This is a genomic window from Streptomyces sp. NPDC101234 (assembly GCF_044767525.1).
Lineage (GTDB): Bacteria > Actinomycetota > Actinomycetes > Streptomycetales > Streptomycetaceae > Streptomyces > Streptomyces sasae.
In genome coordinates, this window is record NZ_JBIWOA010000005.1 from 295,520 (window position 1) to 308,798 (window position 13,279).

Sequence of the window (13,279 nt, forward strand, 5' to 3'; positions counted from 1 at the left end):
GGGGGTACCCCCGGCCGAAGGCTGGGGGAGGAACTGCGCGAGCAACCACCGACCACCCGCACCCGCACCCGCACCCGCACCCGCACCCGGCACTGAACCGCACCCGGCAGACGAGTAGGCCGCACCACAACGCGGCCTACTCACCGCAGACAACCCTCGCCCCACCCCAGTCCGCATGGTCATGCGCGTTCCCGTCCCCAGCGTCCCCGACGACGAGATGCAGCTCCTGCACACCGGTCACATCGACGTCCAGCGCCACCCCCGCCGACTCTCCCGTCTGCACCGGCGTCGTCGCCACCGTACGGCCGTCCCCGACCAGGGAGAAGACGACCGACCCGTACGGCGCGACCTCGTCGTCGATGCCGACCGTGGCCGTGAACCGGCTGCAGTTGCCGCCGAGATAGAAGGCCACATCACTGTCGGCGTGCACGCCGAGCCCCTTGGCGAACGGGATGCCGCGAAGAGCCATCGGCCGCCCGTCCCCCGCCGCCTGCTCCCCGTTGGACGTGTCGCGTTCGACCGGCCCCCACCCGTTGGCGGCGGAGACGAACGACAGATCGCTCAGGTACGGGCTTCCGGTGGGCGCCGGGATCGGCACCTGCGTGCTCGCGCTGCCGTACGTCCAGTGCCGCACGCCGTCGCGGTCGTACCTGGCAAGCGGCAGGAACGCGTTGGTCACCGGGGTGTCGGTGGCCGTGGGCGCGGTGACGGTCCAGCTCGCGGTGACCGAGTGACCGGGGGTGACCTTCGTGAAGGTCACGGGGGTGGTGGGGGTGGCTCTCCAGTTCGTCGGGGTGCCGGGCGTCAGGGTGAGTCCGGTGACTGCTCCACCGGACGCCGGGAGGGCGAAGGTCGTGGTGAGGGTCGCCGACGCGCCGCGCCGGACCGTCGCGGGCAGGTCGGCGGTGAGCGTGGCCGGGGGTGCGGCGGGATGCCGTACGGGCGTGATGCTCAGGTTGTCGAACTCGTCGGTCTGGTAGCCGACCACGCCGAGGCCCACCTGCCCTGCCGGGTAAGCGGAGTCGTCCACCGCGCCGATACGGCGGCCGTCCACGCTCGCGGTGATGGTGGTACCGCTGAAGCTCAGGCCCAGGGTGTGCCAGCGGTGGGTGCCCAGCGCCCTGGTGGTGCCGTCGGCGAGGGTGGTGAGCCGGCCGGCGGTGTCGCTCTTCACCACGGACCAGGTACCGGTGTCGGCGACCCGGAGGAAGTAGCCCGCCTGGTGGGACTGCGGGCGCTGCTGCTCGCCGGCCCTGCCGATGAGTTCGACGGTGCCGGGCTGGTCCAGGTACACGTCGGAACTGACCGTGTAGTCCCGCCACTCGGGGTCGCCGAGCAGGGCGAAGGCGTCGCTGTCGTCTTGCCATTCGATGGGCTGCTGCGCCGCCATCTGCCGTACGCACCGCCCCGGCCGGCCGGCCGCGCACGGCGCGGTCTCGAAGGAACCCTGCATGTCGGAGAGGTACCTGGCCTCCCGGCCCTGGGTGCGCTCGTCGAAGGAGGCGCGGTACGGCAGCGCGAGGTGCCCCTGGGGCGGGCTGACGGCCGTGCCCCGGCCCTGGCCGGTGGTGGTGGTCAGGGAGTAGACGTGGCCGGGCTGGAGCGTGACGGAGAAGTGCCCGTTTCTCGGGGTCACATCGCCGGTGTGGACGAAACCACGGCCGTTCGGGGCGAGGTCGGTTGCCCAGATGTGCACGGTGCCGGTCGGCAGTCCGCCGCCGACGGTGAAGTCGGCGGTCTGGACGCTGCTCGCGGTGGAGGTCTCGACGATCGTGCTGTAGGCGGAGTTGTCGGCGGGCTTGAGGGTGACATAGCTGCCGTCGGTGCGGTCGCCGCCGAGGTAGCCGCTCGCCTGGTCCACGAACTTCCAGCCCGGACGCGTGACTTGGGTGACCTGGGCGGTGGTCCAGAGACTGGTGCCGAGTTCGTACGCCCCGGACCACGGCTGGTTGGCGACCGCGAGACCGACCGTGTCGTAGGGCAGGTTCGGGTAGATCGCCGCGAGCAGGGGCCAGTTGAGGTAGGCCGTGTACCTGCCGTCGAGGTAGCCGCGGGTGATGGAGCGGATCAGCGCGCCGGCGCCGGTGTTCTCGTCGAGGGAGCCGTTCTCGCTGGCCCACAGGGGCTTGCCGGTGGCCTGGGCGGTGTCGGAGCTGTAGCAGGTGTCCGCGGTGCCGCCGTCGCCGCCCTCGCAGGGGTAGTGGACGCCGACGACGTCGACGGAGTCGGCGAACTGCGGGTCTTTGGCGATGTCGTCGGCGACGTCCAGGCCCGAGTCGGCGGCGACGATCCGCACCGGGAGGTGCCGGGCGGCGAGCGCGGCGTGCAGCTTCTCGTACCAGCCGATGTCGTAGCCGCGTTCGTTCCAGCCGCCGAGGTAGTCGATGTCCAGGCCGTGCTGCCGGGCGCAGCCGAGCCAGTCGACCAGGTAGTCGATCATGTCCTGCGACCAGAAGTCGCCGCCGCCCGGGGAGTTGCCGGTGTTGCCGATCCAGCCGGGGGCGCCCCAGGCCAGTCCGTACAGCTTGATGTCCGGGTTGCGCTTCTTGGCCTGCTCCATCAGCCACCACTCGTAGCCGCTGTCGCAGTGCACGGTCCCGCGCGTGTGCTCGATGCTGGGCTCGGATCCGTCGGTGGAGTTGGTGTCGCCGCCGATCTCCACCTTGAGCAGTTGCAGGGCGGCCCCGTAGCCGGGCTTGAAGAGGTAGTCGAGGATCCGGCTGCGTTGCGGCTCGGGGTAGTCGACGAGCAGCCGCGAGTTGCCTCCGCCGCCGCTGATGGCGCCGATGCCGTCGAAGGTGCGGCCGGTGCCGGAACCGTCCACGGTGATCGCGGTGGTGGTGCCGGGCGTGGCGGCGGCTCGTGTTGACAACGTTGTCAGCATGGAGAACGCGAGGACGAGGCAGCTGACGACCGCCACGCTCCAGGAGAAGCCCCGGGAGAGCGTGCGGTACCGGACGGACTGGAGCATGCGCTCTCCCGACCTGAGACATGGCGGAGGCGAACACCTCCGCGCATATGGCTACAGGAACGCACGCGCCCTAGGGAAGAGTCCGGTCAGAATCCAACACGGCGAACTGGATCGGGAAACCGCCCGGGATACGGGCGGAGGCCGCACCCCACGTCCAAGGGTGCGGCCTCCGCAGAGCGCAACGACGGATGTCAGCCGAGCGTCACGCCGGTCAGAGCTTTACGATCATCTTCCCGGTGTTGTCGCCCCGCAGCACCCCGAGGAACGCCTCCAGGTTGTTCTCGATGCCCTCGACGACCGTCTCGGCGTACTTCAGCTGCCCGGACGCCACCCAGGGACCGACCTCCGCGACGAACTGCGGCTGCAGGTCGTAGTGGTCGCCGACCAGGAAGCCCTCGATCCGGCCGCGGGTCTGGATGAGCCGGGCGAGGTTCTTCGGGCCGGGGGCGGGCTCGGTGTTGTTGTAGACGGAGATCATGCCGCAGATCGCGATCCGGCCGCCCTGGTTCAGCTGCCCGATCGCGGCCTCCAGGTGGTCACCGCCGACATTGTCGAAGTAGACGTCGACACCGTCGGGCGCGGCCGCGCGGAGCTGCTCGCCGACCGAGCCGTTCTTGTAGTTGAACGCCGCGTCGAAGCCGTACTCCTCGACCAGCAGCTTGACCTTCTCGTCGGAGCCGGCCGAGCCGATCACCCGCGAGGCGCCCTTGAGCTTCGCGATCTGGCCGACCTGGCTGCCGACCGCGCCGGCCGCGCCGGAGACGAAGACGGAGTCGCCCTCCTTGAAGGAGGCGGTGCGCAGCAGACCCGCGTAGGCGGTGAGGCCGGTCATGCCGAGGACGCCGAGGTACGTCGACAGGGGCGCGGCGTCGGCGTCGACCTTGACCGCGTTCTTCGCGTCCACGACCGCGTACTCGCGCCAGCCGAAGAAGTGCAGGAGGTGGTCGCCGACCGCGATGCCCTCGGCGTTCGACTCGACGACCTCGCCGACCGCGCCGCCCTGCATGACCTTGCCCAGCTCGAAGGGGGCGGTGTACGACTTCGCGGCACTCATCCGGCCCCGCATGTACGGGTCGACGGAGAGGTACTTGTTCCGTACCAGCACCTGTCCCTCACCCGGCGTCCGCACCTCCGCCTCCACCAGGGCGAAGTCCTCCGGCTTCGGCCAGCCGACGGGACGGCTGGTCAGGTGCCACTCGCGGTTGATCATGACAGTGCGCCTTTCCTCACTGCTTCAGCTTCAGCTTCGGCAAATACTTCAGTACCTGAAACAACCATGCTCCTGAATATTTCAGCATGTCAAGTAAAGGGGTACTCTTGACCGCATGTCGTCGCCACAGTCCACCCCAGCGCAGACCCGCCGCCCTGACGCCCTGACCCTGGAGGTCGTCGAGCTCATCGGGGACGTGGTGGCCCGCTTCTACGCGGACTACGAGGAGGCGGCGGGCGAGCACACGCTCACCGGGGCGCAGGCGCGGCTGCTCAGCCTGCTGTCGCTGGAGCCGCTGCCGATGCGGAAGCTGGCGCAGAAGCTGAAGTGCGAGCCGTCGAACGTGACCGGGATCATGGACCGGTTGGAAGCGCGCGGGCTCGTGGAGCGGCGGCCCGACCCGGCCGACCGCCGGGTGAAGCTGGCCGCCGCGACGGACGAGGGGCTGCGGGTCGCCCGGGACCTGCGGGACGGGCTGCGCTTCGCGCGCGCGCCACTGGCGGGGCTGTCGGACGAGGAGCGGCTGTCGCTGCGGGATCTGCTGCGGCGGATGCTCGACGCGGGCGCGTAGCGGCCGACGCGCGGGGGCACCCGCCTACGGCTGTGCGGGCCCGTCGGATGTTTGCTGGATTTGCTTCGGCAGAGTTTCGGGTGTCGGCGGGTGGGGGCCGGCCGCGCAGTTCCTCCCCCAGCCTTCGGCCGGGGGTACCCCCCAGCGCCCCTTTGGGGCGCGTTGCAGCGGGGCGCGACAGAAAGTCCCCCTTACGAGCACCACCACAGGAACCGTGTGCATGTGTTGCTCGGGGACGGGTCCGGGGACGGCTTCGATGTCGTGGGGTCCGCCGTCGGGGTCGAGCCCGCCGTGTTCGTCGCCGTCGCCGTCGGGGCCTTCGTGCCCGGGTTCACCGTCGCCGACTGTGCCGACGTGTCCTTCGGGGTCGCGGACGGGGAACCGGACGCCTTGTCCTTCGACGAGGAGGGGGACGGTGACGCGGAGGGGTCGGCCGACGCGGAAGCCTTCGCGCCCGACCCGCCGGCCGTGTCGCCCAGGGGCTCGGCCGTCGTACCCGGGGACGACGTCGACGTACCGCCGTCGGTCGTGTCGCCGCCCGCCGAGGCCGGGCCCGGGCTCGTGAACGGCATGGAGTCGGTGCCGAGTTCGGCGAGGCTCAGGCCGCCGGCCGCCAGTACGCACGCCGCGGTCACCAACAGGACCCTGCGGCGCCGTCGGCGATGGGCCGCGGCCTTGCGGTCGCGACGGCTCCCGTCGGCCTCCGAAGGCCCCGTGGAGGCATCGTCGGGAGCCCCGGCGGGACTGTCGGCGCCCCGGCCGCGCCCGCGCCCGCGCGCCGACCGGCGCCGGTCGGCGCGGCCACCGGACACGGGTTCGTCGGGCTCGCCGTCCTCGCGGTCGTCACCGTCGCCGTCGGCACCGGCGAACTCCGCTTCCGCGTACGGCGTTCCACCGGCCGAGGCCGGTCCGGGCGGGGTCGCCCCCTGCGCGGACGCGCGTAGCGTTTCGATCGGTGTGCCGCACCCCGGGCAGGCGAGGGCGCCGTTGAGGTGCCGTCGGCACGGGTGGCAGTAGTCCATGACGCGGGAAGACTAAGTTCCCCGCGGGTCACATAACCAGGCACCTCTGTGAAGGTTCTGTGGGGGACCGAAAAAACTGTCGAAAGCCTTGTCGAAACCGTTACCTGTTCGACCCATTGACACCCCGACCGCCCCGTCCTTACTGTCACGCCAGCATTTCGAACGTGTGACGAAATCTCGAACAGCTGAGGGGCAACTGCCGTGCGCATCACCGGAATCAGCACACACGTGGTCGGGACGCCCTGGCGCAACCTGACGTACGTCCAGGTGCACACCGACGAGGGGATCACGGGAGTCGGCGAGACCCGGATGCTCGGTCACACCGACGCGCTGATCGGCTACCTGCGGGAGGCGGAGGCGAACCACATTCTCGGTTCGGACCCGTTCGCAGTGGAAGACCTCGTACGCCGGATGAAGTACGGCGACTACGGCCGGGCGGGCGAGATCGTCATGTCCGGCATCGCCGTGATCGAGATGGCCTGCTGGGACATCAAGGGCAAGGCCCTGGGCGTGCCCGTGTGGCAGCTGCTGGGCGGCAAGGTGACCGACAAGGTCAAGGCGTACGCCAACGGCTGGTACACCACCGAGCGGACGCCGGAGGCGTACCACAAGGCCGCCCAGGGGGTGGTCGAGCGCGGGTACAAGGCGCTGAAGATCGACCCGTTCGGCACCGGGCACTTCGAGCTCGACCACGAGCAGACGCTGTACTCCGTGTCGCTGATCGAGGCCGTGCGGGACGCCATCGGCCCGGACGCCGAGCTGATGCTGGAGATGCACGGCCGCTTCTCCCCCGCCACCGCCGTCCGGCTGGCGCGCGAGCTCGCGCCCTTCAAGCCGGCCTGGCTGGAGGAGCCCTGCCCGCCGGAGAACCTGAAGGCGCTGGAGAAGGTCGCCGGCAAGGTCGACATCCCGGTCGCCACGGGTGAGCGCATCCACGACCGCATCGAGTTCCGCGAGCTTTTCGAGAGCCAGGCCGTGGACATCATCCAGCCGGACGTCGGCCATATCGGTGGTATCTGGGAGACCCGGAAGCTCGCCGCCACCGCCGAGACGCACTACGTGCTGGTCGCTCCGCACAACGTCGGCGGCTCGGTGCTGACCGCCGCCTCCCTCCAGGTCGGGTTCACCTCCCCGAACTTCAAGATCCTGGAGCACTTCAACGACTTCGCCGACGCCGAGATCAAGAAGATCGTCAAGGGCGCGCCCGAGGTGGTCGACGGGTACTTCCACCTGTCCGACGCGCCGGGGCTCGGGGTCGAGTTCGACGCCGACGCGGCCGCCGAGTTCCCGCAGCAGCAGGCCCGGTTCGACCTCTGGGCGGACGGCTGGGAGCAGCGCAAGCCCAAGGGGACGTCGAAGTGAGCTCCCAGGTCGTCGTCGAGGCGCCGGGCGCCCACCGGGTCGAGGAGCACACGCCCCGCGAGCCCGGTCCCGGCGAGGCGCTGGTCGCCGTGCACGCGGTCGGGATTTGCGGAAGCGACCGTGAGGTGTACCAGGGGAACCGGCCCGAGGGGTACGTCCGTTACCCGCTGACGCCCGGCCACGAGTGGTCGGGGACGGTGCGGGCGGTGGGCGCCGGGGTGCCGGGCGGTCTGGTCGGCCGCAAGGTCGTCGGCGAGGGCTTCCGCAACTGCCAGGTCTGCGACCGCTGCCACGCCGGTGAGACCACCCTGTGCACCGACGGCTACGAGGAGACCGGCTTCACCCAGCCGGGCGCCATGGCCGCCACCCTGACCCTGCCGGCCCGTCTGCTACACGTCCTGCCGGACGACGCGGACCTCACCGCCGCCGCCCTCCTGGAGCCCGCCGCCTGTATCGCGGCGGCCGCCCTGAAGGGCAACGCCCAGCCGGGCGAGCGGGTCGCGGTGGTCGGCACCGGGACGCTGGGCATGTTCGCCGTGCAGTTCCTGAAGGCGATCTCGCCGGGCGAACTGCTGGTGGTCGGGACCCGGAACGACCGGGAGGCGCTCTCCCGGCAGTTCGGTGCCACCGACTTCCGTACCAAGGACCAGGAACTCCCGGACGACTTCGACGTCGTCATCGAGACCGCCGGGTCCGCGTCCGCCGCGCGCACCGCCGCCTCCCTGCTCAGGCGCGGCGGACGCCTGGTCCTGACCGGCATCCCGGCCGCGGGCGCCGACGGTCTCGACCCGACCGACCTCGTCGTACGGCAGCTGGAGGTGCACACCGTCTTCGGGGCACCGCCGGACGCCTGGGCGCACACGGTGCGGGTCTTCGGGGCCGGGCTTCTCGACCCGTCGCCGCTGGTCACGCACGAGCTGCCGTTGACCGAGTTCCCACAGGCCATCGAGCTGGTGGGGGCCGGTGATCCGAAGGTGGGCAAGGTGCTGCTCCGCCCCTGAGTCGTACGCCGGCCGCGACGTGCCCTGACCTCGCCGTGGCCGGCGTACCACCAAGCCGTTTTTTCCACCCCGAGCCGCGAACCTTGTCCGAAATACCGAACATGAAGGACAGCTTGTGACGACCGACGCTTCCGTTACGGCGGCCCGCCGACCCGGTGAGCAGGCGCTCGCCGCCCTCGGCCTGGGTGCGCCCGCCCTCGACCCCGCCGACGCCTCCGCCCACAGCTTCCCGGGCGGCGGCAAGTGGCGCACCGAGATCCCCTCCTGCGAGGGTCCCGAGGCGCTTGCCGTCGTACTCAAGGAGTCCTCGCGCCTGGATGTGCCGATCCACCGGATCAGCCAGGGCAGCGGCGTGTGGATGCTCACCGACGCCGAGATCACCGAGATGGTCGACGCCACCGACGAACGGGACATCGAGCTCTGCCTGTTCACCGGCCCGCGCGGCACCTGGGACATCGGCGGCTCGGTGCGCTCCGACTCGCGGGGGGCCGGACTGCGCGCACGCGGCCACGACGCCGTCGCCGGCTGTGTCGAAGACGCGGTCCGGGCAACGGAGTTGGGCGTCAAGTGCCTGCTCGTCGCCGACGAGGGCGTGCTGTGGACGCTGCACCGGGCGCGGGAGGCCGGGATCATCCCGGCCGACACCACGCTGAAGGTCTCCGCGCTGATCGGTCCGGTCAACCCGGCGTCCTACGCGGTGTACGAGCGGCTGGGCGCCGACTCGCTCAACGTACCCAGCGACCTGACGCTCGATCACCTCACCGAGATCCGCCGGGTGTCCGGCGCCCCCCTGGACATGTACATCGAGGCCCCCGACGACCTCGGCGGCTACATCCGGATGTACGAGGTCGCCGAACTGATCCGGCGCGGCGCACCGGTCTACCTGAAGTTCGGTCTGTCCAAGGCCCCCGGTATCTACCCGTACGGCAACCACCTGCGGGACCTGACCCTGAACACCGCCAAGGAGCGGGTGCGGCGCGGCCGGCTCGCCCTCGACCTGCTCGCCCGGCACGGCGCGGACGGCGACATGGCCCCGCTCGGCTCCCGGCTGCCGGGACCGCTCAACCGCTTTCCCGTCGGCGCCTGAACCGCCGGCGGACAAGACCCAGCACAGCCCCTTCTCAACGACGAGACGAACAGGACTGATCACATGCGCAACCGCAGAGCCGCACTGACCGCCATAGCCGGGGCCGCCTCCCTCGCCCTGACCCTGTCCGCCTGTGGTCAAAGCGGCACAGGCGGCAGCAAGGAGACCGGTGGCAGTGCCAAGGGCGGCACCATCGGCATCGCCATGCCCACCAAGTCCTCGGAGCGCTGGATCAACGACGGCAACAACGTCGTCAAGGACCTGACGTCCAAGGGCTACAAGACCAAGCTGGTCTACGGCGAGGACGACCCGGACACCCAGGTCTCGCAGATCGAGAACCTGATCACGCAGGGCGTCAAGGGCCTGATCATCGCGGCCATCGACAACAAGTCCCTGAACAACGTGCTCAAGGAGGCCGCGGACGCCAACATCCCGGTCATCGCCTACGACCGGCTGATCCTCGGCACCAAGAACGTCGACTACTACGCGTCCTTCGACAACACGAAGGTCGGTGTTCTCCAGGGCACCTACATCGTGCACAAGCTGGGCCTGGACAGCGGCAAGAAGGGCCCGTTCAACATCGAGCTGTTCGCCGGCTCGAACGACGACAACAACACCAAGTACTTCTTCAACGGTGCGATGAGCGTGCTCCAGCCGTACATCGACAAGAAGGAGCTGGTGGTCCAGTCGAAGCAGACCGCGCTGAACCAGGTCACCACGCTGCGCTGGGACGGCGCGACCGCGCAGAAGCGCATGGAGGACATCCTCACCTCCTCCTACAAGTCGGGCAAGGTCGACGCGGTGCTCTCGCCGTACGACGGCATCTCGATCGGCATCATCGCCGCGCTGAAGTCGGACGGCTACGGCTCCTCCAGCCAGCCGCTGCCCGTCATCACCGGCCAGGACGCCGAGCTGGCCTCGGTGAAGTCGATCATCGCGGGCGAGCAGACGCAGACCGTCTACAAGGACACCCGTCAGCTCGCCAAGGTCGCCGCGACCATGGTCGACGACGTGCTGAACAAGAAGACCCCGCAGACCAACGACACCAAGACGTACGACAACGGGTCCAAGGTCGTCCCCGCGATGCTGCTGCAGCCGGTGAGCGTCGACAAGACCAACTACGAGGACGTCCTGGTCAAGGGCGGCTACTACACGGACGCCGAGCTCAAGTAGTCCGCCGGTCCTGACCCACACGTACTGATTGGAAGGCAGACCATGGCGGGACCCGTCCTGGAAATGCGCTCGATCGTCAAGACCTTTCCCGGCGTCAAGGCGCTGTCGGACGTCACCCTGACCGTCCGCCAGGGCGAGGTCCACGCCATCTGCGGGGAGAACGGCGCCGGCAAGTCGACCCTGATGAAGGTCCTCTCCGGCGTCCACCCGCACGGCAGTTACGAGGGCGAGATCCTCTTCGAGGGCGAGCCCTGCGAGTTCGGTGACATCCGGGCGAGCGAACAGCGCGGCATCGTGATCATCCACCAGGAGCTGGCGCTGTCGCCGTACCTCTCGCTGGCGGAGAACATCTTCCTCGGCAACGAACACGCCAAGGGCGGGTTCATCGACTGGCGGGAGACCCTGCGGCACGCCACCGAACTGCTGCGCCGGGTGGGTCTGGACGACCACCCGGAGACCCGCGTCACCGACATCGGCGTGGGCAAGCAGCAGCTCGTGGAGATCGCGAAGGCGCTGTCGAAGAAGGTGAAGCTGCTCATCCTCGACGAGCCGACCGCGGCTCTGAACGACGAGGACAGCGGCAAACTCCTCGACCTGATCCTGGAGTTGAAGAACCAGGGCATCACCTCGATCATCATCTCGCACAAGCTCAACGAGATCCGCAAGGTCGCCGACTCGGTCACGATCATCCGGGACGGCCACTCCATCGAGACCCTCGACGTGAAGTCGAAGGACACGACCGAGGAGCGGATCATCTCGGGCATGGTGGGCCGCGACCTGGACCACCGCTTCCCCGAACGCACCGCGTACGAGGGCGAGAAGGACGCGGCGCCGGCCCTGGAGATCCGCAACTGGACCGTGCGGCACCCGATCGACCAGGAGCGCAAGGTCGTCGACGACGTGTCGATCGATGTCCGGCGCGGTGAGATCGTCGGCATCGCGGGCCTGATGGGCGCCGGCCGCACCGAACTGGCGATGAACGTCTTCGGGCGGACCTACGGCCGCTACGACGGCGGCACCGTGCTCAAGGACGGCACGGAGATCCGTACCAAGTCGGTCGCCGAGGCGGTCGGGCACGGCATCGCGTATGTCACCGAGGACCGCAAGCACTACGGCCTCAACCTCATCGACACCATCAACCGCAACATCTCCTTGACCGCGCTGGCCAAGGTCGCCAGGCGCGGGATCGTGGACGAGCACGAGGAGCGGCAGGTCTCCGAGGGCTACCGCAAGTCCATGAACATCAAGGCGCCGACGGTGTTCGAACCGGTGGGCAAGCTGTCGGGCGGCAACCAGCAGAAGGTCGTCCTCAGCAAGTGGATCTTCGCCGGTCCGGACGTGCTGATCCTGGACGAGCCGACCCGCGGTATCGACGTGGGCGCCAAGTACGAGATCTACACGGTCATCGACCAGCTCGCCGCCCAGGGCAAGGCGGTCGTCTTCATCTCCTCCGAGCTGCCCGAACTGCTCGGCATGTGCGACCGCATCTACACCATGGCCGCGGGCCGCCTGACCGGTGAGGTGCCCAGGGCCGAGGCCACGCAGGAAGTGCTGATGCGCCATATGACGAAGGACAAAGAGGTAACGCGATGAGCACGGATGTCACCGCAACGAGCCCGGCGCCCGCGCCGCCGGGCAAGAGCGGATCGGCCGCCGACGGGAACCTGCTCCAGCTGGTCCTCGGCGGGCTGCGCCGCAACATGCGCCAGTACGGCATGCTGATCGCGCTCGGTCTGATCGTCGCCCTGTTCGCCGTGTGGACCAACGGGGACCTGCTGCTGCCGCGCAACGTCTCCAACCTGGTCCTGCAGAACAGCTACATCCTGATCCTCGCCATCGGCATGATGATGGTGATCATCGCCGGGCACATCGACCTGTCGGTCGGCTCGCTGACGGCGTTCGTGGGTGCCTTCGCGGCCGTGCTGACGGTGAACCACGGCATCGCCTGGCCGATCGCGCTCATCATGTGTCTGGCGATGGGTGCCGTGGCCGGCGCGGTGCAGGGTGTGCTGATCGCCTACCTCGGCATACCGTCGTTCATCGTCACGCTCGCCGGGATGCTGCTCTTCCGCGGTCTCACCGAGATCCTGCTCCAGGGGCAGACCATCGGCCCGTTCCCGAACGGCCTGCAGAACCTGGGCAACGGCTTCCTGCCCGAGGTCGGTCCGCACACGAACTACCACAACATCACGCTGCTGCTGGGCATCGTGCTGATCGTCGCCGTGGTCTGGCAGGAGTTCCGCGACCGGCGCCGCCAGCAGGAGTTCGCCCTGGAAGTACCGCCCACCCGGCTGTTCCTGCTCAAGCTGACGGCCCTGGGCGCCGCGATCCTCGTCCTCACCATGCTGCTCGCCAGCTACAAGGGCGCCCCGATCATCCTGATCGTGCTGGGCGCGCTGGTCGTCGGCTACGGCTATGTGATGCGCAACGCGGTCTTCGGCCGGCACATCTACGCGATCGGCGGCAACCTGCCGGCCGCGAAGCTGTCCGGCGTCAAGGACAAGAAGGTCACCTTCTACGTCTTCCTGAACATGGGCGTGCTCGCGGCCCTGGCCGGTCTGGTGGTAGCGGCCCGGCTGAACGCGGCCTCGCCGAAGGCGGGCGACGGCTTCGAACTGGAGGCGATCGCCTCCTCGTTCATCGGCGGCGCCTCCATGAGCGGCGGTGTCGGCACCATCCTCGGTGCCATCATCGGCGGTCTCGTCCTCGGCGTGCTGAACAACGGTATGAACCTCCTCAGCGTCGGCACCGACTGGCAGCAGGTCATCAAGGGCCTCGCCCTGCTCGCGGCGGTCGGGTTCGACGTGTGGAACAAGCGCAAGTCCGGTTCGTAAGTCAGCTCGGGCCCCGCCGGAAGGCGGGGCCCCACCTTTGTGGGAGCC

Annotated in this window: 10 protein-coding genes; 7 read left to right on the plus strand and 3 right to left on the minus strand. The window is 69.3% G+C overall.

Features of this window, described 5'->3' with window-relative positions; translation table 11 throughout:
- Positions 1-136 precede the first annotated feature (136 nt).
- Together ACIRR9_RS12020 and ACIRR9_RS12025 are read right to left on the minus strand one after the other, a co-directional pair.
- Positions 137-2,971 carry an NPCBM/NEW2 domain-containing protein gene (locus tag ACIRR9_RS12020; RefSeq protein WP_403750244.1) on the minus strand — a complete coding sequence of 945 codons (2,835 nt, stop codon included), beginning with the start codon at positions 2,969-2,971 and terminating at the stop codon, positions 137-139.
- Between the two features lie 211 nt (positions 2,972-3,182).
- The gene (locus ACIRR9_RS12025; protein WP_403750247.1) at positions 3,183-4,181 is read right to left on the minus strand and encodes an NADP-dependent oxidoreductase; all 999 of its coding nucleotides are present in this window, start codon (positions 4,179-4,181) and stop codon (positions 3,183-3,185) included.
- 115 nt (positions 4,182-4,296) lie between these two features.
- Here ACIRR9_RS12025 and ACIRR9_RS12030 point away from each other — a divergent pair, with 115 nt between their 5' ends.
- On the plus strand, positions 4,297-4,752 hold the full coding sequence (locus tag ACIRR9_RS12030) for a MarR family winged helix-turn-helix transcriptional regulator (protein WP_403750250.1): 456 nt from the start codon (positions 4,297-4,299) through the stop codon (positions 4,750-4,752).
- A gap of 191 nt (positions 4,753-4,943) precedes the next feature.
- Here the strand turns inward: ACIRR9_RS12030 and ACIRR9_RS12035 are convergent, their stop codons facing one another.
- The gene (locus ACIRR9_RS12035; RefSeq protein WP_403750252.1) at positions 4,944-5,774 is read right to left on the minus strand and encodes a hypothetical protein; all 831 of its coding nucleotides are present in this window, start codon (positions 5,772-5,774) and stop codon (positions 4,944-4,946) included.
- 201 nt (positions 5,775-5,975) lie between these two features.
- On the opposite strand from ACIRR9_RS12035, the gene ACIRR9_RS12040 reads away from it, so the two are divergent.
- From ACIRR9_RS12040 to mmsB, 6 genes are all read left to right on the plus strand, one after another.
- The gene (locus ACIRR9_RS12040; RefSeq protein ID WP_403750255.1) at positions 5,976-7,136 is read left to right on the plus strand and encodes a mandelate racemase/muconate lactonizing enzyme family protein; all 1,161 of its coding nucleotides are present in this window, start codon (positions 5,976-5,978) and stop codon (positions 7,134-7,136) included.
- A complete protein-coding gene (locus tag ACIRR9_RS12045) occupies positions 7,133-8,137 on the plus strand; it encodes a zinc-binding dehydrogenase (RefSeq protein WP_403750258.1) in 1,005 nt (334 codons plus the stop codon). The genes ACIRR9_RS12040 and ACIRR9_RS12045 overlap by 4 nt, the downstream gene beginning before the upstream one ends.
- Before the next feature lie 115 nt (positions 8,138-8,252).
- The gene (locus tag ACIRR9_RS12050) at positions 8,253-9,224 is read left to right on the plus strand and encodes a hypothetical protein (RefSeq protein WP_403750260.1); all 972 of its coding nucleotides are present in this window, start codon (positions 8,253-8,255) and stop codon (positions 9,222-9,224) included.
- 63 nt (positions 9,225-9,287) lie between these two features.
- Positions 9,288-10,397: a multiple monosaccharide ABC transporter substrate-binding protein gene (gene chvE / locus ACIRR9_RS12055; protein ID WP_403750263.1), complete on the plus strand. Its 1,110-nt coding sequence runs from the start codon at positions 9,288-9,290 to the stop codon at positions 10,395-10,397.
- 42 nt (positions 10,398-10,439) lie between these two features.
- Positions 10,440-11,990 carry a multiple monosaccharide ABC transporter ATP-binding protein gene (gene mmsA / locus ACIRR9_RS12060; RefSeq protein WP_403750265.1) on the plus strand — a complete coding sequence of 517 codons (1,551 nt, stop codon included), beginning with the start codon at positions 10,440-10,442 and terminating at the stop codon, positions 11,988-11,990.
- On the plus strand, positions 11,987-13,231 hold the full coding sequence (gene mmsB / locus ACIRR9_RS12065) for a multiple monosaccharide ABC transporter permease (RefSeq protein ID WP_123977390.1): 1,245 nt from the start codon (positions 11,987-11,989) through the stop codon (positions 13,229-13,231). Before mmsA ends, mmsB begins: the two co-directional genes overlap by 4 nt.
- Positions 13,232-13,279 lie beyond the last annotated feature (48 nt).